This is a genomic window from Amycolatopsis orientalis DSM 43388 (genome assembly GCF_000411975.1).
GTDB classification, from domain to species: Bacteria; Actinomycetota; Actinomycetes; order Mycobacteriales; family Pseudonocardiaceae; genus Amycolatopsis; species Amycolatopsis orientalis_D.
Genome location: NZ_ASXG01000169.1, coordinates 17389 through 40713, shown reverse-complemented (window position 1 = coordinate 40713; position 23325 = coordinate 17389). Strand labels below are relative to the sequence as shown.

The window sequence follows — 23325 nt, the reverse complement described above, 5'->3', positions numbered from 1 at the left end:
CCAGTTTCCCACGCTGTCGGCTCAGGAGAGACGCTGCCCGGAGGTACCGGAGAAGACGTGCAGCTCGTCCGGACGGATCCGCAGGTGCAGGGTGTCCCCCATGCCGGGCGGCGTACGCGGGTCGACGCGGGCGACCACGTTGCGTGACGAGCCCTCCGCGCTCTCCTCGACGCCGGTGCCGAGCTTGCCGTAGACGTACGCGTCCGAGCCCAGCTCCTCGACCAGCTCGACCTTGATCGGCAGCGCGCCGGCGGTGTCGGTGGTCACCTCCAGCGACTCCGGACGGAAACCGATGGTGACCGTGTCGCCGTCGGCCGCGGACCGGACCTCGGGCTTGAGCGGGATCTGCACGCCGCCGACCTCGGCACCGTCCGCCGTGAGCTTCGCGGCGACGAGGTTCATCGCCGGGGAGCCGATGAACCCCGCGACGAAAACGTTTGCGGGCCGGTCGTACAGCGCGCGCGGGGTGTCGCACTGCTGCAGCAGGCCGTCCGACAGCACCGCGACGCGGTCACCCATCGTCATGGCCTCGACCTGGTCGTGGGTCACGTACACGGTGGTGACGCCCAGCCGGCGCTGCAGCGCGGCGATCTGCGTACGGGTCGAAACGCGCAGCTTCGCGTCGAGGTTCGACAACGGCTCGTCCATCAGGAACACCTGCGGCTCGCGCACGATCGCGCGACCCATCGCGACGCGCTGCCGCTGACCGCCGGACAGCGCCTTCGGCTTGCGGTCCAGGTACTGCTCGATGTCCAGCAGTTTCGCCGCGTCGAGCACCTTCTGCTTGATCTCCGACGCCGGCCGCCCGGCGATCTTCAGCGCGAAGCCCATGTTCTGCGCGACCGTCATGTGCGGGTACAGCGCGTAGTTCTGGAACACCATCGCGATGTCGCGCGAACGCGGCGGCAGCTGGGTGACGTCGCGGTCGCCGATCCAGACCGCGCCCTCGTCGATGTCCTCCAGGCCGGCGAGCATCCGCAGCGCGGTGGACTTGCCCGAACCCGACGGGCCGACCAGCACGAGGAACTCGCCGTCGGCGATCTCCAGGTCCAGCGCGTCGACCGCGGGACGCTCGGTCCCGGAGTAGCGCCGGGTCGCCTTGTCGTAGGTGATGCTGGCCATCGGTCAGTCCTCTCCCAATTTCGCGGAAACCCCGTGCGCGGCCTCGCGCGCCTCGAGGTGGCGTTGCTGGATTTCGATGCCCGCGGCGCGCAGCGCCCCGGCCGGCTCGTCCAGCTCGAGCCGGTTTTCCGTTCCGTGCCACCCCGGCGGTTCCGCGCTGCCCGCGAGCGCCCAGGCGGCTTGTCGAGCGGCCCCCAGCGCGACGTACTCGCCGACCTCGGGGATCACCACGGGCAGGCCCAGCACGATCGGCGCGATCGCCCGCACCGCGGCGGACTGCGCGCCGCCGCCGATCAGCAGCACGCGCCGCACGGCCATCCCCTGCGCGCGCACCGCGTCCAGTCCGGCAGCCAAGCCGCAGACCATGCCCTCGACAGTCGCCCGCGCGACGTTCTCCGGCGTCATGTTCGCCCTGGTCAGACCGTGCAGCGACCCGGTCGCGCCGGGCAGGTTCGGGGTGCGCTCGCCGTCGAGGTAGGGCAGCAGCGTGAGGCCGCCCGCGCCCGGTTCGGCGGCCAATGCGAGCCGGTCGAATTCGGCGAGATCGACCCCGAGCATCGCCGCGCCCGCGGTGAGCACGCGGGCGGCGTTGAGGGCGGCGGTCAGCGGGAGGAACCGGCCGGTGGCGTCGGCGAATCCGGCGACCAGTCCGCTCGCGTCGGCCGCGCCGGTCTCGGTGACGGCGAACACCGTGCCGCTGGTGCCGATGGAGATCACCGCGTCGCCCGGAGCCAGTTCGAGGGCGAGCGCGGCGGCCATGTTGTCGCCGGTGCCCGCGGACACGAGCATGCCGTCGCTGGTGTGCCCGGCGACGTCGGACGGGCCGAGCACCGTCGGCAGATCCGGAGTACGCCCGCCGAACGCGTGCGCGAGGACGTCGTGGCGGTATGTGTTGTCGGTCGGCGAGAAATAGCCGGTGCCGGAAGCGTCGCCGCGGTCGGTCACCGCGGTTTCCGGACGCCCGAGCAGCCGCCAGGTGAGCCAGTCGTGCGGCAGCAGGACGCGGGCGACGCGGTCGGCGTTCTCCGGCTCGTGCTCGGCGAGCCAGCGGAGCTTGGTGACGGTGAAGCTCGCGACCGGCACCAACCCGACCGACTTGGCCCACACGCCGGGTCCGCCGAGTTCCTCGGTGAGGTCCTTGGCCGCCTGCGCGGAGCGGGTGTCGTTCCACAGCAACGCCGGCCGGACTACCTCGCCGGCTTCGTCGAGCGTCACCATGCCGTGCTGCTGACCGCCGATCCCGATCGCCCGCACGCCGTCGAGGACGTCCCGAGTGGCCTCCGCAAACGCTTGCGCCCACGCCGCGGGGTCGACTTCCGTGCCGTCCGGATGCGGGGCCCGGCCGGTGCGCACGACCTCGCCCGTGCGTGCGTCGCAGACCACGACCTTGGTCGACTGGGTCGACGAATCGACCCCGGCCACCAGCTCAGCTGTCATAGGGCTGCCCCTCCTCGACGTACTCCGCGGCCTCGACCGCCGTTCCCGCGTTCAGCGCCGCCTCGATCTCCTCGGTCGGAGTGGCTTCGCTGGTGATCAGGAGGTCGTAATCGCCGACATTCCCGTGCGCGTACGTCGCGGTGCGGCCGAACTTCGAGTGGTCGAGCACCAGCACGTTGCGGTTCGCGGCGCGCAGCACGGCCTTCTTCAGCTCGGCGTAGTCGCGGACCGGGTGGAACAGCCTGCCCACCGCGACCGCGCTGACCGAGACGAACGCGATGTCCACGCGAATGCGCTCGAGCAGTTCGAGCACGTCGGGGCCGGAGCAGGAGTCGTATTCGGGGTCGTAACGGCCACCGGCGAGCACCACTTCAACGCCGCTGCCCAGCAGCCGCGCGGCCTGCAGCGAGTTGGTGATGACGGTGAGGCGCTCGACCTGGGCCAGCCGTTCGACCAGCGGGAACAGCGTGGTGGAGTCGTCGACGAACACCGTCTGGCCGGGCTCGACCTGCTGAATCGCGAGGTCGGCGAGGGCTTCTTTCTCGGCCGAGTGCAGCGTGAACCGGCTCGCGGTCTCCATGGTGAGCGCCGGATAGGCCTCGACCTTGCCGCGCAGCTTCCGCAGCAACCGCTTGTCGGCGAGGTCGTCCAGGTCGCGGTGCATCGTCATGAGGCTGACGCCGAACCGGGCGGTGAGGTCGTCGATCCGGACCTCGCCCTGGTCGATGACGTAGTCGAGGATCTCCTGGCGCCGCTGCTCCACCGCGGCGTCGGACGGGCGCGTCTTCGGCCGTCCTGGCGTGTCTCGACTCACATCTTGTTCTTACCAGATATCGCGAGCCGAGTTAACACGTAACTCGATAACTATGCGGTCGCGCGAACCAGCCGGAGCGCGGCGGGGATGGCGTCGACCAGACCAGACGCGGAAGTCGGCACGTCCTCGGCGGCGAGCGCGCCCGCCAGGGAATGCACCTGCGCGGCGGCCGCGGCGGCCAACCACGGGTCGAGTCCGGCAGCGAGCAGCGACCCGACCAGGCCGGTCAGCACGTCGCCGGAGCCCGCGGTGGCCAGCCACGAACCGCGCGGAGTGTTCACCGCGACACGACCGTCCGGAGCGGCGACCACCGTGCAGTGGCCTTTCAGCAGCACGACAGCGTCGTACTTCTTCGCCGCTTCCCGCGCCGCCGCGACTCGATCCGCGCCTGGGCGGCGGCCCATCAGGCGTTCGTACTCACCGGCGTGCGGAGTGAGCACGAGCGGCGTGTCCGGGTCACGAGCGTCGAGGACTTCGGGGGTGTGCGCGATGATCGTGGTGGCGTCGGCGTCCGCGCACACCGGGACGCCCTGCCCCAGGATGTGCCGCAGGATTTCCCGGCCCTCGCCGCCGGTGCCGATGCCCGGGCCGACCACCCACGCCTGCACTCGGCCCGCATCGGTGACCGAGCCGGTCGCGACGATCTCCGGCCAGCGCGAGCGCACGACGTCCGCGGCGTGCCCGGCGTAGCGGACCATCCCTGCCGTCGCGCGGACCGCGGACCCGGACGCGAGCACCGCCGCGCCGGGATACGTCGCCGAGCCAGCGGCGATGCCGACCACGCCCTGGGTGTATTTGTCGTCCTCCGGCCCGGGAATCGGCCACACCGCGGCGACGTCGGACAGCTCCAGCCGCCAAAGATCCGGCTCGTCCAGCCAGGGCCGCAGGCCGATGTCGACCAGCACCACGTCGCCGCATTCCTGCGGTGCCAGCACATGCACGGGCTTGAGCGCACCGAAGGTGACCGTGCGCGCGGCCGTGACATGCGGGCCGTCGACCGCGCCGGTGTCCGGATCGACCCCGCTCGGCAGATCCACCGCCACCACCGGCGCTTCGATCCGCGCGACCAGTTCAGCCGCTTCCGGACGCAACGGTCCGCGCGCCGAAATGCCGACGATGCCGTCCACGACGACATCCGCCTTCTCGATCCACTGTGGACTGTCCGCTATGGACACCACGCGGCCGCCGGAACGCCGCAGCGCGGCCAATCCGGCCGGGTGCGCCTTCTCCGGCTTCAGCAATACCGCGGCCACCGCGACCCCGCGCCGACGCAGGAAAGCGCCGGCCCACAACGCATCGCCGCCGTTGTTGCCCGAACCGACCAGCAGTACGACCCGACGCCCGGACACGCCACCGGTGCTCTCGGACAGCAGCCCGGCCACCTCGGCGGCAAGGCCGAACGAGGCCCGGCGCATCAGCTCGCCGTCCGGAGTGCGGGCGAGCAGCAGGTCTTCCGCCGCGCGAATCCGTTCAGTAGTCCAGATTCCTTGCACGGCGGCTCCCGCTACTCGACAGTGACGGACTTCGCCAGGTTACGCGGCTTGTCGATGTCGTACCCGCGCGAACTCGCGATCTCCGCGGCCAGCACCTGCAGCGGCACGGTGGAAACCAGCGGCTGCAGCAGCGTCGGCACCGCGGGCACCTCGATCAGCTCGTCGGCGAACGGGCGCACGGTCTCGTCGCCCTCCTCGGCGATCACGATCGTGCGCGCGCCCCGTGCCTGGATCTCGCTGATGTTCGACACCAGCTTCGAGTGCAGCACCGCGCGGCCCTTCGGCGACGGCATCACGACAACGACCGGCAGGCCCTCTTCGATCAGCGCGATCGGACCGTGCTTCAGCTCGCCCGCCGCGAAGCCCTCCGCGTGCATGTACGCGAGTTCCTTCAGCTTCAGCGCGCCTTCCAGCGCCACAGGGAATCCGACGTGGCGGCCGAGGAACAGCACCGCGCGCGAGTCGGAGATCCGCCGCGCGATCTCCCGCGTCGGCTCCACAGTGGACAGCACCTTCTGCACCGCGGCCGGCATGGCTTCCAGCTCGGCGAACTCGCGGGCGACCTCGTCCGGGTACTTCGTGCCGCGCGCCTGCGCCAGCGCGAGGCCGACGAGGTAGTTCGCGGCGATCTGCGCGAGGAACGCCTTGGTCGACGCGACGCCGATCTCCGGCCCGGCGTGCGTGTACAGCACCGCGTCGGACTCGCGCGGGATCTGCGCGCCGTTGGTGTTGCAGACCGCCAGCACGCGGGCCTTCTGCTCGCGGGCGTGCCGCACGGCTTCGAGGGTGTCCGCGGTCTCGCCGGACTGCGAGACGGCGACGACGAGCGTGTCGCGGTCGAGCACCGGGTCGCGGTAGCGGAACTCCGACGCCAGCTCGACCTCGACCGGCAGCCGGCACCAGTGCTCGATGGCGTACTTGGCGACGAGGCCGGAGTGGTAGGCCGAACCGCAGGCGACGACGAAGACCTTGTCGACGTCGCGCAGGTCCTGGTCGGAAATGCGCTGCTCGTCGAGGATGATCCGGCCGGCCTCGAAGTGCCCGCGCAGCGTGTTCGCCAGCGCCTCCGGCTGCTCCTCGATCTCTTTGAGCATGAAGTATTCGTGGCCGCCCTTCTCGGCGGCCGACAGGTCCCAGTCGACGGTGAACGGCTTGGCCTGCGCGGCGTCGCCGTGGAAGTCGGTGACCTGGTAGCCGTCGCGGGTGATCACGACCAGCTGGTCCTGGCCCAGTTCGACGGCCTCGCGGGTATGCTCGATGAACGCCGCGACGTCGGAAGCGACGAAGTGCTCGCCCTCGCCGACCCCGACCACCAGCGGCGACGACCGGCGCGCGGCGACGATCGTGTCCGGCTCGTCCGCGTGCGTCACGACGAGCGTGAACGCGCCCTCCAGCCGGCGGCACACCGCGGCGACGCTGGCCGCCAGGTCGCCCTTGGTGTCGCCTTCGCCGTACGCGCGAGCGACCAGGTGGGCGGCGGTTTCGGTGTCCGTGTCACTGGCCATCTCGATGCCGTCGGCCTCGAGCTCGGCGCGCAACGCGGCGAAGTTCTCGATGATCCCGTTGTGCACCACCGCGACGCGACCGGTGGTGTCCCGGTGCGGATGCGAGTTGCGGTCGATCGGGGCCCCGTGCGTGGCCCAGCGAGTGTGGCCCATGCCCGCGGTGCCCGCGAACGCGTCGCGGCCGACCTCGTCGAGCCGGGCTTCCAGGTTGGCCAGACGGCCGGCCTTGCGCTCGACGGTCAGCGCGCCGGCGCCGTCCAGCACCGCCACACCTGCCGAGTCGTAGCCCCGGTATTCCATGCGGCGCAGCCCACCGAGCACGACGTCCAGAGCCGGGCGGTGTCCGACGTATCCCACGATTCCACACACGCGAACTAGCGTAACGAGACAAGTCCAGTCCCCTACTCCGGTCCCTAGAGCGGGGTTTTCAATGCCGCTGAGCTGGGCGAGCTGTCTTCCGGTCAACCGTTGACCGGGTCGGCGCGCGGTGCGGCGGCGGACCCCTGAACCGATCGGGGTGGCGCACCGGGCCGGGACCGGGCACGGGCAGTAAGGTCACGCGCATGGCCAGCAAGCCCAAGCAGCTGCTCACGGAGCTGTCCCACCCGGGTCCGCACGAGGTTTTGCGCGGCAACCTCGCCCTGGTCGGACTGCCCGGCGTCGTGTTCACCCCGCGCCAAGGCCTCGGCCTGCCGGCCATCGCGTTCGGGCACGGCTGGATGCAGCCCGCCACGCGCTACCGGCAGCTGCTGCACCACCTCGCGAGCTGGGGCGTGGTCGCCGCGGCCCCCGCGACCCAGCTCGGCCCGCTCCCGTCGCACCGCCTGCTGGCCGGCGACCTGCTGACGACGCTCGACGTCATCACCACGGTCCGCCTCGGCCCGGACGGCATCAGCGTCGACCCGGAAAAACTGGGTCTGGCCGGCCACTCCACCGGCGGCGGCTCGGCAGTGCTGGCAGCCGCCCAGTCCGCCGAAGCAGGCGACGACGCCCGCCCGAAGGTCCGCGCGGTAGCGACAGTGGCCGCGGCACAGACCTTCCCGCCCGCGACGGAAGCCGCGAAGGTCATCAGCGCCCCCGGCCTGCACTTGGCCGTGGACGGCGACCTGGTCGCCCCCGCGGTAGGCCACGCGGACGCTATTGCGCAGGCGTGGGCCGGCCCGGTGCAGCTGCGGACCCTGGCGAAGTCCTCCCACCTGGCGGTGACCGAGGGGCGGCACTGGAGCCAGCTGCTGCTGCAGGGCAAACCGCAGCGCGCGACTCAGCAGCTGACGAAGGCGCTGTTCACTGCGTTCTTCCTCACGCATCTGACGGGTACGGACAAGTACCTGCCGCTGCTGGACGCCAACGTGAAGCGGGCGCCGATCGAGGTTCCGGAGGACGAGGAACCGGCTGCCTGATCAGCGCCGCCCCTCGTCCTCCTCAGCGAGCGAGCCACTGATCCGGCTGCCGCCCGGCGCGGTGCCGAACAGGCCGCCGTCGACCCGGTAACCGCTGGACCCGCGTTCCTGGTCGCCGGAGTTGCCCTGTCCGCCGCCGGCCATCATCGGGCCGCCCATCATGCCCATCGACTGGCCGTGCTGCTGGTCGGTGGTGGTCGGCGCGGTGCCGAGTTCGGCCGGGTGATCCGCGCCGCCCTGCTCCCAACCGGCCGGAACCGCCGGGTCCCCGGGGCCCGGATGATCCGCCGGGACGTGTCCCAGCCCCGGGTCGCTGCTGAACGGGTCCAGCACCGATTGCGCCGTAGTGGACTCGTCCGGACCGGTCGCCGCGGGCGTTCCGTATGCCGGAGTCGCTTCTGCCTGCGCGGCGATCGGCTGCGCGTGGTGCCGTCCCGTCTGCTCCGCAGCGGAGTGGTCGGCGCCGTCGGCTGCCGCCGACTGCCCGGTCGTCGAGTGCTCCTGCATCGCGGCAGCGTGCTCGACCACGGGCTGGGCCGGTCCAGCAGCCGCGCTGGCGTCCGCCACGACCCGCTGGCCTTCGCGGATGTGCTCCGCAGGCAGTTCAGTGGCAGAAGCCGCCGGACTCGCGGCACCGCCGCCGTGCTGCGGACCGGTCACTCCGTCGACTGGCCGACCGGTAGCCGGATCGATCTTTCCGTGGTCGTCGAGGGTGTATTTCGTCGGCTCGCCGGATCCGTCGTCCACCGTCACGACGGTCGGACCGTCCGGCCCGTTCGGGCGCTCAGCGGTGATCTTGAGGTTGCCGTCCTCGATGTGGATCTTTCCGTCCGGGCCAGGCCGGTGCACCTGGTTCGGGTCCGTCGTCGGCGCGGTGCCGTCCGGTTGTTGGTGGATCGGGCCGCCGGGAGCGTCGTGCGGCTTGCCTGCGGTGTCGTGCGCGGGCTGTCCCGAAGCGTCGTGAGGATGAGCGGCCGGGTCACCTTGCGCCGCGTCAGCGCCGGTTCCCGGGGCTTTGTCGGCCGGGTCGCCGAAGTCAAGCTGGTACGCCTTGTCGTGGCCGGTCCCGTCGCCGATCGAGACCGCCATCTTCCCGTGGTCGTCCGGCTCGGACATGGTGATCTTGTGCTCGCCGTGCTGGACCGTCACGGTCTCCGGCGCTTCGTGCTCAGTCTTGACCGCTTCCCCGGTGCGCGGGTCGATCGGGTACGGCTGCCCGGTCGACGGATCCACCTCGAGCGGCTTGTGCGTGACCGGATTCTGGTTCGGATCCGGCTGCGCGGGCGGCGTCTGCGGCTGCGCCTGTGCCGGGGCCGGACCGACCTGCGGAGGAACCGTGGCCTGCTGTGGTTTCGTGTCACCCCCGCCGCCGGACGAGCGCGGCTTGGTGTCCCCGCCACCGCCGTCGTTCCGGCCCTTGCCGGTGTCGTGTCCACCGGTACCGCTGTCAGCACCGAGTTGCAGGCGGCCGAACGGGTCGGTCGGCACGTTCAGGCCATCGGAGAACGCGCGCAGGGCGTTCGTGGCCGCGGTGTGCGCGTTGCGGATGTACTGCCGGAAGCAATCCATCGCATCCGAGTACTGCTGGCAGTACTCGTCCATCTGACGGCAGAACATGTCGGACCACTTGGAGTCGTAACCGGTGTCCAGGTCCACCGACATGCTCCGGATGTCCTGCGCGTTGATCGGGCCAGTGCCATCCTCTTGGCTACGCGCTACTTCCGAGCTGCTCCGCGCGTTCCCGACGTGGGGGAGGGTCATATCCCCGATGCCCGAATGGGACGAGCTCTGGCGGCCCCACTTGATCGCGTCGTCGAGCCGGTCCATGAACATCAGCAGCCCGTCGGTGTCCTCGGGCTTGTGCGCGTCGAGGAACTTCTTGGGCGCCTGTCCGCCGTTTTCGGGCAGCTGTCCCAAATCGATGATCGGCTTGCGAACCGTCTGCCACAACTGCTGCAGCAACTGGCTGAACCCGTTGACCGTGCCGAGATATTCGCCGGAGGCTTTGCTGAAGTCGTCGAGCTTTTCGACGGCCGAATCGGCCGCCTTGCCCTGCCAGGCAGCAGTGAGGTTTTGCTTGACCTGAGCGGTGTCGTCCTGCGCGGCTTTCGCCGCCTTGCCGAGGTTCGCCGCGCGGCCCTGCGCGCCCCAGAGATAACCGAATCCGAAGCCGCCGAGTTCGTTCAGCAGCCGGTTCTCTTCGTCCCCCTGGCCGTACGGCGGGGAGAACCGCAGCCCGAGGTTGCGCGACGGATGCTGGATCCACCGCGTGTACGGCTGCACGAGTTTGCCGATCATCTTCTCCCGGAAACCCGCGAGCGGCCGGAGAATGTTGTCGGACGTGTCGTCGAGATGGACGTCCGCGGGAGGCTGCAGCGGGGCGATGATCGTGTCGCCGAGACGACCGGTGCCCTGGTCCGCCGGAGGGGTCACGGTCAGGCTCCCTTGCCGGCGTTCGTGACGCCCCAGGCGTTTTCTTGCTCGTTCTCGCCGTGCAAGGTCACCGAGGTGTTGAGCCGTTCCGCGAAACCGCCGAGAAACGTGCTGCCTTTCGCCGCGGAGTCGCCGAGTGCCTGCATCTTCGCGACATACGCGCCCGCGGCCTCGGACAGACCGGGAATCTTGCCGAAGTGTCCCGGGGCGAGCTGGGACTGAGCGGTGTAAGTCTTGATCTCCTTAAACGAGGTGCTCATCGTCGAGACGTCGTTCGCCACCTTTTTGACCTGGTCCGGCTCAATGTGGAATTTCGCCATCGTCGCCCTCTCCCCTCGCGCCCGCGGCTACTCTGCGTCAATCCAGTTGGTGGCCGAGAAGTCGTCGTCCTCCCACGCCCGGCGCCGGTTCGCCGAAGCGGGCGGCGGAGGCGGCGCGGCTGGCCCCGGCGAGACCGGTTCGGTGTCGTCCTCGACCCGGAACATCGCGGCGGCCGCATCGTCCTCGGCGACCTGCTTGGCAACCCGCTGGGCTGCCCGTTCTGCCTGTTCCGACGCAGCCCGGTCGTCTTCGGTTCCCTCGGCCGCAGCGGCGAGCGCGGCCTCACGGTCAGCCTGCGACTGCGCGTCCTGAGCGCGGTGTTCCTCGACAAGCTTCGCGAACGCGGCCTGCCGGGCCTCGTCGTCGGCGATCGCGCGCTCGTGGTCGGCGCTGTACTGTGCCCGCACCTCCTCCATCGCCGCCAGGCTTCTGGCGAAATGCGGAGGCACCTCACTCTGGTGATACATCGCCCCTCCCCGGTCAGTCCCGCATTGCGGAATGTACCTGCCGGATCACTGGTGGCGCAGAGTATTCACCATATTTCGGTCAGGAGACCGCCGACACGACCCCGGCCAGCCGGTCCGCCGCTGCCTGGGCCGTGGCGTGGGCCGGGGCTTCGACCATGACCCGCACCAGCTGTTCGGTTCCCGAGGGGCGCAGCAGGACCCGCCCTTCCTCGCCGAGTTCGGCTTCGACCTCGCCGACCGCGTCGCGGACCTCGGGCGAGCCCGCTACCGCTGCCTTGTCCGCGACCGGGACGTTGACCAGCACCTGCGGCAGCCGGTTCATCACCGAGGCCAGCTCGGCGAGCGGTTTGCCCGTGGCGGCCATCCGGGCCATCAGGCGCAGGGCGGTCAGGAGGCCGTCGCCGGTCGTGGCGTGGGCGGGGAGGACCACGTGTCCGGACTGTTCGCCGCCGAGGGCCAGGCCGGAGGCGCGCAGTTCCTCCAGCACGTAGCGGTCACCCACCGCGGTCGTGACGACCGTGATGCCGTGTGCCTTCATCGCCAGGTGCAGGCCGAGGTTGCTCATCACGGTGGCGACCAGGGTGTCCTTCACCAGCGCGCCTTCTTCGGCCAGCGCCAGCGCCAGTACCGCCATGATCTGGTCGCCGTCCACCAGTTCGCCGGCGGCGTCGACGGCCACGCAGCGGTCGGCGTCTCCGTCGTGGCCGATGCCGAGGTCGGCACCGTGTTCGACGACCGCCGCGCGCAGCAGGTCCGGGTGGTTCGAGCCACAGCTGTCGTTGATGTTGATGCCGTCCGGCTCCGCGTGCAGCGCCACGACCTCGGCGCCGGCCCGGCGGTACGCCTCGGGCGCGGCCGCGGACGACGCGCCGTTCGCGCAATCCACCACGACCTTCAGGCCGGTCAGCGGGTGCGGCGTCGCGGCGACCAGGTGCTCGATGTACTGGTCGAGCGCCTCTGGGACGTCGGTCACGCGGCCGACGCCGTCGCCGGTCGGGCGCGTGACGCCGGTCGCGTCGAGGCCGGCTTCGATCTCGTCCTCGATGCTGTCCGGCAGTTTGTGCCCGCCGGCGGCGAAGAGCTTGATGCCGTTGTCCGGCATGGGGTTGTGCGAGGCGGAGATCATCACGCCGAGGTCCGCGTCGAGCGCACCGACGAGGTACGCGACAGCGGGCGTCGGCAGCACGCCGAGCCGCAGGACGTCCGCACCGGCCGACGCGAGGCCCGCCACCACGGCGGCCTCCAGCATCTCGCCGCTCGCCCGCGGGTCGCGGCCGACCACGGCCACCGGACGGTGCGAACGGTCGTGGGCCGCCAGCACCCGGGCGGCGCTCGCCGCGACCGACAGAGCCAGCTCGGGGGTCAGGTCGGCGTTGGCCAGACCGCGTACCCCGTCGGTGCCGAACAGTCGAGCCATCTCGACCTCCTTGTCTTGATTCACCTGCCTCGGGACGCGCCCGGCCTCGACAAACCTAGCGCCGGACCCGGCGAGGGTGATCCCCTGCCCTACCCCAAGACAGTCGTGCCAGCGGCGGAAAACGCATCAACCAGCCCGGAAAACGCCGGAAGCGCCCATCCGATGGACGGATGGGCGCTTCCAGGGTTGCGCCGGAGCGGAAAGATCAGCGCTTGGAGTACTGCGGAGCCTTGCGGGCCTTCTTGAGGCCGTACTTCTTCCGCTCCGTGGCGCGCGCGTCACGGGTCAGGAAGCCGGCCTTCTTCAGGGCCGGGCGGTCGTCGGCGTCGACCTCGACCAGCGCACGGGCGATGGCGAGACGCAGCGCGCCGGCCTGGCCCGAGATCCCGCCGCCCTTGAGGTTGGCGAAGATGTCGAAGGAGTCCGGCTTCTCGACGGTCACGAGCGGCTCGCGGATGAGCTGCTGGTGCACCTTGTTCGGGAAGTACTCCTCGAGCGACTTGCCGTTGAGCTTGAACTCACCGGTACCCGGCACGACGCGGACGCGGACCACGGCCTCCTTGCGGCGGCCGACCGTCTGCGCGTTGCCACCGGCGGCACGCGACGGGCGCGGGGCGGCGGACTCGCTGGTCGCCACGGCCTCGGCGGGGGTCTCGGTCGAAGCGACGACCTCGGTCTCGGTGCTGGTCAACTGTTCCTCACTCACTGCGCGACCTGCGCGATCTTGGTGATCTCGCGCGCCTGCGGCTGCTGCGCGGCGTGCGGGTGCTGCGGGCCGGCGTACACCTTCAGCTTCTTGGCCATGGCGCGGCCGAGCTTGTTCTTCGGCAGCATGCCCTTGACCACCTTCTCCACGAGGTGCTCGGGCTTGGTGTCGAGCAGCTCGCCGAAGGAGCGCTTCCGCAGACCGCCGGGGTAACCGCTGTGCCGGTAGGCGAACTTCTGCTCGCGCTTGTTACCGGTGAGAGCGACCTTCTCGGCGTTGACGATGATGACGAAGTCACCGGTGTCCACGTGCGGGGCGTAGGTCGGCTTGTGCTTGCCGCGCAGCAGAGTGGCGACCTCGGTCGCGAGCCGTCCGAGCACGACATCCTCGGCGTCGATCACGTGCCAGGCACGAGTGACGTCGCCGGGCTTGGGGCTGTACGTGGGCAAGGGTCTACCTCGTCGTCATTGCGTGTGGGTAATGTGCGGGCCGAGCGCTGACGCGCCGCAACGCACAACGACATATGAAGATACCCCTGTGGTCCCGTTGCTCTGCATCGGGGGGTGCGAAGGCGCCTCGTCGGCCGGTCACAGCTTACCTGACCGGCGGCCCGGAACCACCATCCCGCCGCGCGCGACTCGCCGGGATGAGACGATTCGGCCGCGCACTCCGCGCGGGCACCACGAGCACCTGGGGACAGCAGTTGAAGACACGAGCGAGGACGACCCGAGCCGCACGGACGGCGGGCGCCGTCGCCGCCGTGCTGGCACTCGCGACGGCGTGCGGGCAGGCCCGCGCCGGCACCGCGCTGCCCGACGGCGACCAGGCCGCCGCGTACGTCGGCGCGAAGTTCGAGAAGGCCATGTCGAAGCTCGCGGACACGATCGTCGAGCCGCGCAACGTGACCAACTCCGCGGACCGGTATTTCAAGTTCGACGACAAGTACCTGCACAACATCGTCACCTCCGCGCGCACCGGCAGCCCGGAGAGCCGCATCGTGCACAACCGGTCGCAGAAGAACCCGAACGAGTTCCTCGACTCGTTCACCCCGGCCGACGGCGCCGTCGAGTACCTCTACCTCGGCCCGGCCTACAAGTCGCTCGCGCCGACTCCGTGGGTGTCGATGCCCAAGCCGGAGGCCGGGCTCGTCCAGCCGTGCGCGTGGGGCGGGGTGCAGATCGCGTGCAAGATGGGCGACGCGGTCGACAGCGCGTACAAGGCGGACAAGAAAGCGTTGCGCGGCGCGAAGAGCTCCGCGGACGGCACTGAGCAGCTGAGCGTGAACGTACCGTTCCCGATCTTCCTCGACCGGCGCGTCGAACTGCTGCCGGACAAGGTGCTCAACCAGGTCGGGCCGGAACTGCGCAAGGCCGTCGTGCCGAGCACGATCACGCTCAAGCCGGACGGTTCGCTCGCCGCGTTCACCATGGCGGCCAAGTTCGAGGGCGACGGGCACAAGGTCGAACTGCGCTACGAGTTCAAGTTCACCGGCGAGGCCACCCCCTCGGACCTGCCGACGGTGCCGGACGCCTCCCAGGTCACCGTCCTCGCGGACGACGCGGCCAAACAGGACTTCTACCGCCGGCTCGGCGAACTGCAGGGGCGCTGATGCGCGCCCTCCCGCCGGCTCCCGCGCCGATCGATCCCCGAGGTGACCTCCGATGACCCAGCCTCCCGACCAGCACCCGCAGGGGCAGCCGCAGTGGTGGCAGCCGGGGACGAACGCACCGCAGCAGCCGGGTTACCCGTCCGAAGTGGACAGCTCCGGCTGGCAGGGCGGCCAGTGGGCGCAACCTCCGGCACCGCAACAGTTTCCGCAGGGGCAGTACCCGCAGCAGGGTTATCCGGCCCAGCCCTACGGCCAGCCGCAGAGCCAGCCGACGCCCGCGCCGTACGGCGGCCCCGGCCAAGCGCCCAGCCAGCCGACGCCGGTCCAGCCGGGACAGCCTGGGCAGCCTGGGCAGCAGCCGTCCGGAAATCCTTACGGCGGCGGGTTCCAGCCGTCCGAATACGGCGGGCTCGGCGCGTTTTCCTCGGCCAAACCGGGAAAGCCGCGGTCGAAGAAACCGTTCCTGATCGCCGGGGCGGTCGTGGTGGTGCTGGCCGCCGCGGCCGGGATCTCGTGGGCGGCCGGAGTGTTCAGCGGCGACACTCTCGACCAGAAGTCGTTGCAGGAGGGCGTTTCCCGGGTGCTGAACGAGAACTACGGGGAACCGGACGTGAAGAACGTCGTCTGCCCGTCGGGCCAGACGATCGAGAACGGCACCACCTTCGACTGCACCGTCCAGGTCGGCGGACAACCCAAGAAGGTGACCGTGCGAGTGCTCAACGACAAACCGGAATACTCCGTCGGAGCACCGCACTGACCAGCTGCCAAGAACACCTTTCAACGGCGGACTCGGGTGCGGAGCGAGAACTACGGCGAGCCGGAATATTCTGCCGGGCTCCGCGCTGACGAGCGCTCATGAAAACGAAAACGGCGGGCCGGCACCCGAAGGTGCCCGGCCCGCCGTGGTTTCGGAGCTTGGCTCAGAACAGGTTCTGCACCGAGCGGTCCGTCGCCTGGTAGCCGTCCGCGATCTGCGGCAGCACGGCGGCGATCTGCGCGAGGAGCTGGGTCAGCTCCTCGAACTTCTGGTCCCACTCGTTCTGGGCCTGGATGTACTGGTCCTTCGCTTCACCGGTCCAGCTGTGGGTCAGCGGGTTGAGGTCGCTCTTCAGGTTGTCGAAGAGCGTCTTCAGCTCGCCACCGGTGGAGGTGCAGTCCTCCGCGGCGCGGTGGATGGTACCCGGATCAACAACAATGCGGCCGTCAGGCATGTCGAACTCCTGTCAGAAGAAAGAATGGAAGAAATGAAGGCGAATCTGGAACGGAAAGAACTGGATCAGCCGAGAACGCCGAAGCCCTTGTTGAGCGAGTTGATGTGCTCGTGCTGCGCAGCCTCGCTCTTGGCGTAGGTGGAACCCGCTTCCTGGAGCAGCTCACCGATGCGGTGCAGCGCGTCGTTCAGGCCGCGACCGGCGTCGTCGAAGCGGCGCATGACGTTGTCGAAGGCACGCTGCGCGTCGCCTTCCCAGCCCGCGCGGGTCGCCTCGATGTTGGAGCGCAGGTCGCTCAGGTTCTTGTTCATCCGGCTGGTCGCGTCGACGACGCGCCCCTCCGCCGCGGTGAATTCCTTCGGATCCCCAGTGAAACCGCCAGCAGCCATGGGAGCTACCCCCTTCGTCAGTGGTTGTGCGCACCGGCTGGTGTTTCCGGCACTGCACCTACGACGAAGACATTGCCAGTTCGGTTCACACTTGTCGCGACTTCTTCGCAAGTAGTTGCTTGCGTGAACGCGGGCCAAGGGAACCGGACGGCAACGGCCGGGTGAACGGCTTCCGGGCGAGCGCGAAAAAACCTTGTCCACCAGCGTGGTTAGCACACGCACAGCCGGTTCCCGGAAAGTTTCAGGAGTCCCGGCTCATGATTCGCGACTGCGAAAAGTCCTCGTCCTCTTCACTCGTCCGGGTCTCTTCGGGCGAAATCTTGGGTCGAACGGGAACCGGCTCGAGGGCGACGGGCTCGGCGGGCATCGGCAATCCGCGGGCCGCGCGGAACCGGCGGGCGGCCCCGCGCAACGCGGACGGCGCGGGTTCCGCGGCACCGGAAAGCCGCCGCCTGCCGAACTCCTTCAGCAGTTCCCGGTTTTCGCCGCGGTGCCGTTCGCTGCGCGCCAGCGCGGTGCTCGCGACGCGGCGCGAGAAGGTGACGGCGTCCTGTCCCGCTCGGGTGAAGGCCGCCGGCGCGGATTCCGGTTCGGACGGCACAGGCGCTCGCTCCTTCAGCTGGTGATCTTCAGCGTGCGCACCACTTGCTCGCACGCGGCGTCGACGCGCTGCTGTACCGCGGGAGTTTGGTACTGGCAGCCGACGTGCACCCGGATCCGCCCTTGCACTAGCACATACCAGCGGACGGTAATCCGTTCCGGTTTGCTCTCGACATAGCCGATCACGTTCCGGCCACCGTAAGTCAGATCGGGGCGGAACGCAGTGTAGTTCGCGTTCCCGCTGACCCCGGACCGCAGAGCTTCGACGAGTTTCTGCCGGTCGGCCGTCGCGTCGTAGTCCATCACGAACTCCTGCGCGAGCACGAGATCGTTGCCGTTGGCCGCGTCCTGCGGGTGCAGGATGACCTGCCGGTCCGCGACCTCGTCGGTGGTCTGGATCCAGTCGCTCGGCGCGACGAGGCTGAAGTCGTATTGCGAGAACGAGCGGCCCTGCTCCGAGTTGTCCCCGCTGCGGACGAAGTAGACGACTCCGCCCGCGACCAGTGCCACGACCGCCACCGCGGCGGTGATCAACCACAGCCGACGGCGCTTCTTCGCCTTACCGCCCGCGGCGCCCGGTGAGTCCGCGCTCGAAACGGCGAACGCTCCGTTCCCGGAACCGTTCTGCCCCAAGGCGTTGTTGCCCGGTCCAGTCCGCAGTGGACTCGGGCCGGCGGGTGCCACCGCACCGAACGGCGCGCTGTGCGGCCCCCGGGCCGGATCGGCGGACGAAAACCCGCGCGGCGGCATCGGAGCGTTCCGCGGCGGCGTGTTCACAGCGTTCGGCACCGGTGCCGGGCCGCGCCGGATCGGAGCGTCCCCGCGGACGATCTCGGTGCGATGCTCGGCTTGCCCTGGGATCGACGAACCAGGCAGCACGCCGGCGCGGTCGGGTTCCAGCAGCACCGCGCGGAGCGCGCCGCGTGCCACGACGGTCTCCGGCTGGTCCAAGCTCGTCGGCACTACGCCGGTGCGCTCGTGCACCAGCCGGGAGATCATCGGGATCCGGCTCGAACCGCCGACCAGGAAAATCGCCGCGAGCTGCTTCGGACGCAGGCCCGAATCGGCGATCGCGGCACTGGTCAGCTCCACCACCCGGCCGAGCTGGGGCCCGATCAGCCGTTCCAGGTCCGCTCGGGTCACGTGCGCGTCCGCGAACGGCGGCGGCAGCGGCACATCCGTGTACGTATGCCGCGACAGCGTCTCTTTCGCGCCGCGCACGTCCTGACGCAGCACCCGGCGTCGCCGGCGCTCGGCCAGCTCGCGGCCCTCGACCAGCTGCTGCCACGCCTGCGGATCCGTGCCGGACACCAGCGACCCGACGTGCTCCAGCAACGCCTGGTCGATGTCCGCCCCGCCGAAGCTCGGGTCGCCGCGCGTGGCCAGCACCTGGAACCCGCCCCGCTGCGGCGGCGCACCCGGCACCCGCGCCGCGCGCGCGGCCTCCGGCGACCGCTGGACGACACTGACGTCGACCGTGCCACCGCCGAGGTCGAGCACCGCCAGCGCGTCGCCCGGACGGCCGGAGAACTCGACCGTCCGTCCGCCCGGCGAGGCCTCCGGGGCGAAGGTGGCCGCGTGGTACACCGCCGCGGCCACCGGCTCCGGCACCAGCGCCACCTCGCGCGCCAGCCGTCCCGCCGCCTGGCGCAGCAGCCGGGTGCGGATCGCGCCCCAGTCCGCCGGATGGGTGAGCACCAGCAGGTCCACCTCGACGTCGCCGGCGACCCGGCGGGCCTCGGCGACCGCCCGCTCCAGCACCGCGTGGACGACGTCGATGACCCGCAGCACCGAATCGCCGAGCAGCAGATCGCCCTCGTCGATCCGCCGCTTCGGATTCGGCTCGTACCGCGACGGGTCGACGGCCGCCTGCCGTTCGGCCTCCTGGCCGACGAACAGGGTGCCGTCGGACGCCGCGTACACCGCCGAAGACATCAGCGGCTGCCCGTCGATCACCACGACCTGCGGCTCGCGGCCGTTGACCGACACGACGACGCAGGTGCTCGAGGTCCCGAAATCGACCGCGACCCGCACCGTCACCGGGCACCCCTTCCGTCAGCCGCGACGGCTCCCCGGTCGGTCAGTCGGGCTGGATCCACGACACCTGCACGAGCTGCTTGCCGTTCTTGCGGCTGAGCATGTTGCCCCGGCCCGGCGGCATGGCGCTGGGCCGGATGTTGCCGATCAGCGCGCCCTCGTCGCGGGAACCGTTCATCACCATGCCCGGTGCGGCGAGTTCCTTGAGCTTGCCGATGACCGGGTCGTAGGCCGCCCGCGACGCGCCACCGGTGCGCCGGACCACGACCAGGTGCAGGCCGACGTCCTTGGCCTGGGCGAGGAACTCCGACAGCGGCTTGAGCGGGTTGGTGGACTGGGTCGCGACCAGGTCGTAGTCGTCGACCAGGACGAACAGCTCCGGACCGGTCCACCAGGACCGGGTCTTGAGCTGCTCCTGGGTGACGTCCGGACCCGGCAGCCGCCGCGTCATCGACCCGTGCACGTCCTGGACCATGCTGTCCAGCTGCGCCGAGGACACGGCATAGCCGAGCAGCGAATCGCCCTCGAGGAACCCGAGCATCGTGCGCCGGTAGTCGACCAGCAGGATCACCGCTTCCTGCGGCGTGTACCGCTCGGCGATGCCGCGCGCGATCTGCCGCAGCAGGTTCGTCTTGCCGGACTCGCCGTCGGCGAACGCGAAGAAGTGCGGGTCCGCGTCGAAGTCCAGGTAGATCGGCTGGAGGTCTTCCTCGTTGACGCCGATCGGGATGAGCTTCGAATCCCGCTTCTGGTCCAGCTGCAGGACCTCTTCGTAGGTGATCATCTCCGGCAGCAGGCGCACCTGCGGGGCCACCCGGCCGCGCCACGCCCCGCGGATCTTCGCGACCGCGTCCGCGACGCCCGCCGCGACCGTGTCCGGATCGCTCGACCCGTCGATCCGCGGCAGTCCGGTCAGCAGGTGCAGCTTGTCGCGGGTCAGGCCGCGTCCCGGCCGCCCGGCCGGGACGTTGACCGCGATCCGGCGGTCCATTTCGGACTCCGTCGGGTCGCCCAGGCGCAGCTCGAACCGCGTGCCGAGCATGTCCTTGATCGCCGGCCGCAGGTCGGCCCACCGGTTGGCCGAGATGATCACGTGCACGCCGTAGGCCAGACCCTGGGTGGCCAGCCGCGTGATCGACGTCTCCAGCTCCTCGAAGTCGTCGCGCAGCGCCCGCCAGTTGTCCACGATCAGGAACGCGTCGCCGAACGGGTCCTGCTCCGGCGTGATCTCGCCGCGCCGCTTGCGGTTGCGGAACTCCGTCATCGAGTCCACGCCCAGTGCCCCGAACCGGCCTTCGCGCTCGGTCAGCAGCGTGGTCAGCTCGGCCACGATCCGCCGCGCCTTGTCCGGCTCGCGCCGGGCCACCGCGACCCCGCCCACGTGCGGGAGGTCGGCGAGACCGGCGAGGGTGCCGCCGCCGAGGTCGAGGCAGTAGAACTGCGCTTCCTCGGGCGTGTGGGTGAGCGCCATCGACATGATCAGCGTCCGCAGCATGGTCGACTTGCCCGACTGCGGCCCGCCCGCGATCACGCCGTGGCCCTGCGCGCCGGAGAAGTCCGCCCACAGCAGGTCGCGCCGCTGCTCGTACGGCCGGTCCACGATGCCCAGCGGCACCTGCAGCCTGCCGTTGCCGAAGAACCCGACCGGGGACAGCCCGCGGTCGTCGGTGGGGTTGAGGTTCGGCAGCATCGTGTCGAGCGAGTTCGGCTCGTTCAGCGGCGGCAGCCACACCTCGTGCGCCGGCGGGCCCTGCCCGACCAGGCGGCTGACGATCACGTCCAGCTCGCTGGGCTCGACCGCCTCCTCCGACTCCTGCTGCTTGGGAGCCTCTTCCTCGACCACCGGCTCCGGCTCGGGCTCCTTGGGCAGCTCCACGAAGTCCGGCACGAACAGCTGCGGCCGCTTGTCCGCGCGCACCACCGTCGCGGCCGGACCCGCCGCCTTGATCCCCGCCGGCCGGTACGGGCCTGACACGTAGGACGCCTTGAACCGCACCAGGGTCGAGGTGTCGTACTTCAGGTACCCGCCGCCGGGCACCGACGGCAGCTCGAACGCGTCCGGCACGCCGATCGCCGCCCGCGACTCCGCCGCGGAGAACGTCTTCAGGCCGATCCGGTAGGACAGGTGCGAGTCCAGACCGCGCAGCTTGCCCTCTTCCAGCCGCTGCGACGCGAGCAGCATGTGCATCTGCAGCGACCGGCCCAGCCGGCCGATCGCGACGAACAGGTCGATGAAGTCCGGCTTCGCCGCCAGCAGCTCGGAGAACTCGTCACACACGATGAACAGCGCCGGCAGCGGGTCGAGGTCGGCGCCGTTCTCCCGCGCCTTCTCGTACTCCCACACGTTCTTGAAGTTGCCGCCGTTCTTCAGCGCTTCCTGGCGGCGGTTCATCTCCCCGGCCAGCGCGTCCTTCATCCGGTCGACCAGCGTGACCTCGTCCGCGAGGTTGGTGATCACCGCCGACACGTGCGGGGCCTTGTCCAGCCCCAGGAACGTCGCACCGCCCTTGAAGTCGACCAGGACGAAGTTCAGCGTGCTCGACGAGTGCGTCGCCAGCATCCCCAGCACCAGCGTCCGGAGGAACTCCGACTTGCCGGAACCGGTCGCGCCGATGCACAGCCCGTGCGGGCCCATCCCCTCGGCCGCGGCCTCCTTGATGTCGAGCTCCACCGGCTGGCCGTACTCGCCGACCCCGAACGGGACCCGGTAGCGGTCGCGGATCGGCCGCGGCCGCCACGCCTGCTGCACGTCGAACGTCATCGGGTCGCCCGGAATCCCGAGCAGCTCCAGCAGCGACGGGTTGGACAGCAGCGGCTCTTCCTCGCTGACGTCCTGGCCGCCGCCCCCGCCGACGCGGTACGGCGCGATCAGCCGGGCCAGCGCCTCGACCTCGACCACGCTGAGCCGGTCCGGACGCCCGAACCACTCGACCCCGCCCGCGCTGCGCGCGCCCAGCCGCTCCTCTTCCACCACGAGCCGCAGGCCGCGGCGGGCGGCGAGGTTGCCGATCGAGTCGGAAAGATCGATCAGCGTGACCCCGACCAGGCCCTCCTCGAGGATGATCTGCTCCTCGCGGGTCACCTCCGCGTCGTCGATCACGATCACGATGTGCGGCTGGTCCGGAGCCGGCGTCGCGTTGCGGGAGAACCGCTGCCGGTCGCGCAGCTCCTCGTCCAGCCAGTCCTCGACCTGCTTGAGCGAGCCCGCCATCATCCGCAGCTGCCCGATGCCGTCCGACAGCGTGGGGTGCTGGGCGTGCGGGAGCCACTTCGCCCACTCCCACTCCTGCTTCGCCCGGCCCGCGGTCGCCACCGCGATCATCACGTCGTCCGGGCTGTGGAACGTGACCAGCTGAGCCAGCATCGCGCGGGTCAGCGCACGAGTCAGGCCGCGCTCGCCCTGCATGCTGACCGCCGCGAACCCGCGCAGCGTGATCTGCGTCGGCAGGTCCGGCACGATCGAATGCGCGCGCACGAACCGGCGCAGCGCCAACGTGGCGATCGGCTCCAGCTCGTCCACCGGGCCGGTCTGGGGCGGGACCAGCCGGGTGGCCAAGCGGTGCGAGCTGCGGCCGACCCGCAGGTGCAGGAAGTCCTGGTCGTTCTGCCGCCGCTCCCACATCCGGCGGCTCGCCGCCAACGACCACAACGACTGCGGATCCGGGTGCACCCACTCCAAAGCAGCGCGCTGGTCGACCATCGCCTCGCGGGCGCGATCGCGCATCTGGCCGAGATACCGCAGGTAGTCCTTGCGGTCCTCGTCCATCTCGGCCTTCTTCTGGCCACCGCCCTTGCCGCCGCCACCGGCGAGCATGCCGACGGTGCCCATCAGCATCATGCCGCTCATCATGATCGTGGTCGGGTTTTTCCCACCCGCCGTGAACATGAAGACCATCATCCCGAGCGACGCGAAGATCATCACGCCCGGAATCGCCTTGGCGACGATGTTTCCCGGGATCGTGCGGGGCACCTCGGGCGGCGGCTCGAGGTGCACCTCGCCGCCGGGCGGGCGCGGCGCGGCCAGCCGCGGCGACTTCTTGAACTGCAGCGTGCTCATCGAAGGACCCCTCTATTCCTGCTCGACGCCTGCACCCGGGTGCGCGGGACAACCTATCGAACGTCGCCCCGGAAATCCGGCCAACTCCAGGATCGGCATCTCACTCCCCTCGCCGGGCCCCCGCCGGACCCGTCCTCCCAGTGCGCCCGAGTGTAAGGACCGCCACCGACAGTTATCGGACCAGCCGGACGAACCCGCTGGTCGAACTGGCCCAACCCGGCCTGGACGGGTACTTTCGCCGACGATTTGCGGAGACGCGCTGAAACCTGTCACCAGGTTCGGTATAAGTTCCCCGGGAGCTGACTCT

The 23325-nt window shown here is 70.3% G+C and carries 19 protein-coding genes; 3 read left to right on the top strand and 16 right to left on the bottom strand.

The window, feature by feature from the left end; all coding sequences use genetic code 11:
* Positions 1 to 21: 21 nt before the first annotated feature.
* From L942_RS35065 to glmS, 5 genes are read right to left on the bottom strand one after another with little or no spacing between them, the layout of a single operon-like run.
* Complete coding sequence (locus tag L942_RS35065; protein WP_037368572.1) at positions 22 to 1122, bottom strand: ABC transporter ATP-binding protein; 1101 nt, start codon at positions 1120 to 1122, stop codon at positions 22 to 24.
* A gap of 3 nt (positions 1123 to 1125) precedes the next feature.
* Positions 1126 to 2559: a xylulokinase gene (gene xylB / locus L942_RS35060; protein ID WP_037368570.1), complete on the bottom strand. Its 1434-nt coding sequence runs from the start codon at positions 2557 to 2559 to the stop codon at positions 1126 to 1128.
* The gene (locus L942_RS35055) at positions 2549 to 3373 is read right to left on the bottom strand and encodes a DeoR/GlpR family DNA-binding transcription regulator (RefSeq protein WP_037368567.1); all 825 of its coding nucleotides are present in this window, start codon (positions 3371 to 3373) and stop codon (positions 2549 to 2551) included. Before L942_RS35055 ends, xylB begins: the two co-directional genes overlap by 11 nt.
* A 50-nt stretch (positions 3374 to 3423) precedes the next feature.
* Positions 3424 to 4866, bottom strand: a complete 1443-nt coding sequence (locus L942_RS35050; protein WP_037368565.1) for a bifunctional ADP-dependent NAD(P)H-hydrate dehydratase/NAD(P)H-hydrate epimerase — start codon at positions 4864 to 4866, stop codon at positions 3424 to 3426.
* Positions 4867 to 4877: 11 nt separating this feature from the next.
* Entirely contained in the window at positions 4878 to 6740 is a 1863-nt protein-coding gene (gene glmS, locus L942_RS35045; RefSeq protein WP_037368563.1) for a glutamine--fructose-6-phosphate transaminase (isomerizing), read from the bottom strand.
* Between the two features lie 194 nt (positions 6741 to 6934).
* Between glmS and L942_RS35040 the strand changes: the two genes are divergently transcribed.
* Positions 6935 to 7771 (top strand): dienelactone hydrolase family protein, encoded by an 837-nt coding sequence (locus L942_RS35040; RefSeq protein ID WP_037368560.1) that lies wholly within the window; start codon positions 6935 to 6937, stop codon positions 7769 to 7771.
* Here L942_RS35040 and L942_RS42335 read toward each other — a convergent pair whose 3' ends face one another.
* The 6 genes from L942_RS42335 to rplM all read right to left on the bottom strand — a co-directional run bounded on the left by L942_RS42335 (position 7772) and on the right by rplM (position 13564).
* Positions 7772 to 10204, bottom strand: coding sequence for a hypothetical protein (locus L942_RS42335; RefSeq protein ID WP_051166471.1), 2433 nt, complete (start codon positions 10202 to 10204; stop codon positions 7772 to 7774). It abuts the gene before it with no gap.
* Positions 10205 to 10206: 2 nt separating this feature from the next.
* Positions 10207 to 10524 carry a hypothetical protein gene (locus L942_RS35030; protein WP_037368558.1) on the bottom strand — a complete coding sequence of 106 codons (318 nt, stop codon included), beginning with the start codon at positions 10522 to 10524 and terminating at the stop codon, positions 10207 to 10209.
* Between the two features lie 27 nt (positions 10525 to 10551).
* On the bottom strand, positions 10552 to 10992 hold the full coding sequence (locus L942_RS35025; RefSeq protein ID WP_158684584.1) for a hypothetical protein: 441 nt from the start codon (positions 10990 to 10992) through the stop codon (positions 10552 to 10554).
* Positions 10993 to 11071: 79 nt separating this feature from the next.
* Positions 11072 to 12409 carry a phosphoglucosamine mutase gene (glmM, locus tag L942_RS35020; protein ID WP_037368553.1) on the bottom strand — a complete coding sequence of 446 codons (1338 nt, stop codon included), beginning with the start codon at positions 12407 to 12409 and terminating at the stop codon, positions 11072 to 11074.
* A 205-nt stretch (positions 12410 to 12614) separates the two neighbouring features.
* On the bottom strand, positions 12615 to 13100 hold the full coding sequence (gene rpsI / locus L942_RS35015; protein WP_037368551.1) for a 30S ribosomal protein S9: 486 nt from the start codon (positions 13098 to 13100) through the stop codon (positions 12615 to 12617).
* Between the two features lie 11 nt (positions 13101 to 13111).
* Positions 13112 to 13564, bottom strand: coding sequence for a 50S ribosomal protein L13 (gene rplM, locus L942_RS35010; RefSeq protein ID WP_009072361.1), 453 nt, complete (start codon positions 13562 to 13564; stop codon positions 13112 to 13114).
* A gap of 311 nt (positions 13565 to 13875) precedes the next feature.
* Here rplM and L942_RS35005 point away from each other — a divergent pair, with 311 nt between their 5' ends.
* Positions 13876 to 14724 carry a hypothetical protein gene (locus L942_RS35005; RefSeq protein WP_037368549.1) on the top strand — a complete coding sequence of 283 codons (849 nt, stop codon included), beginning with the start codon at positions 13876 to 13878 and terminating at the stop codon, positions 14722 to 14724.
* 52 nt (positions 14725 to 14776) lie between these two features.
* On the top strand, positions 14777 to 15481 hold the full coding sequence (locus L942_RS35000; RefSeq protein ID WP_037368547.1) for a DUF4333 domain-containing protein: 705 nt from the start codon (positions 14777 to 14779) through the stop codon (positions 15479 to 15481).
* Positions 15482 to 15644: 163 nt separating this feature from the next.
* Here L942_RS35000 and L942_RS34995 read toward each other — a convergent pair whose 3' ends face one another.
* The 5 genes from L942_RS34995 to L942_RS34975 form a co-directional block, all read right to left on the bottom strand.
* Positions 15645 to 15935, bottom strand: a complete 291-nt coding sequence (locus L942_RS34995; RefSeq protein WP_037368545.1) for a WXG100 family type VII secretion target — start codon at positions 15933 to 15935, stop codon at positions 15645 to 15647.
* A 65-nt stretch (positions 15936 to 16000) separates the two neighbouring features.
* Entirely contained in the window at positions 16001 to 16324 is a 324-nt protein-coding gene (locus tag L942_RS34990) for a WXG100 family type VII secretion target (RefSeq protein ID WP_037368543.1), read from the bottom strand.
* Positions 16325 to 16565: 241 nt separating this feature from the next.
* Positions 16566 to 16925: a hypothetical protein gene (locus tag L942_RS34985; protein ID WP_037368541.1), complete on the bottom strand. Its 360-nt coding sequence runs from the start codon at positions 16923 to 16925 to the stop codon at positions 16566 to 16568.
* 14 nt (positions 16926 to 16939) lie between these two features.
* Positions 16940 to 18964, bottom strand: coding sequence for a type VII secretion-associated protein (locus tag L942_RS34980; RefSeq protein ID WP_037368538.1), 2025 nt, complete (start codon positions 18962 to 18964; stop codon positions 16940 to 16942).
* 40 nt (positions 18965 to 19004) lie between these two features.
* Positions 19005 to 23018, bottom strand: a complete 4014-nt coding sequence (locus L942_RS34975; protein WP_037368535.1) for a type VII secretion protein EccC — start codon at positions 23016 to 23018, stop codon at positions 19005 to 19007.
* Positions 23019 to 23325 lie beyond the last annotated feature (307 nt).

Bases quoted from the DNA above. Each gene is read 5' to 3' on its own strand.
- L942_RS35000 (WP_037368547.1), top strand. From the start codon at position 14,777: ATGACCCAGCCTCCCGACCAGCACCCGCAGGGGCAGCCGCAGTGGTGG.
- xylB (WP_037368570.1), bottom strand. From the start codon at position 2,559: ATGACAGCTGAGCTGGTGGCCGGGGTCGATTCGTCGACCCAGTCGACC.
- L942_RS35040 (WP_037368560.1), top strand. From the start codon at position 6,935: ATGGCCAGCAAGCCCAAGCAGCTGCTCACGGAGCTGTCCCACCCGGGT.
- L942_RS34990 (WP_037368543.1), bottom strand. From the start codon at position 16,324: ATGGCTGCTGGCGGTTTCACTGGGGATCCGAAGGAATTCACCGCGGCG.
- glmM (WP_037368553.1), bottom strand. From the start codon at position 12,409: ATGGCTCGACTGTTCGGCACCGACGGGGTACGCGGTCTGGCCAACGCC.
- L942_RS35065 (WP_037368572.1), bottom strand. From the start codon at position 1,122: ATGGCCAGCATCACCTACGACAAGGCGACCCGGCGCTACTCCGGGACC.
- L942_RS34995 (WP_037368545.1), bottom strand. From the start codon at position 15,935: ATGCCTGACGGCCGCATTGTTGTTGATCCGGGTACCATCCACCGCGCC.
- L942_RS35025 (WP_158684584.1), bottom strand. From the start codon at position 10,992: ATGTATCACCAGAGTGAGGTGCCTCCGCATTTCGCCAGAAGCCTGGCG.
- L942_RS35030 (WP_037368558.1), bottom strand. From the start codon at position 10,524: ATGGCGAAATTCCACATTGAGCCGGACCAGGTCAAAAAGGTGGCGAAC.
- L942_RS34975 (WP_037368535.1), bottom strand. From the start codon at position 23,018: ATGAGCACGCTGCAGTTCAAGAAGTCGCCGCGGCTGGCCGCGCCGCGC.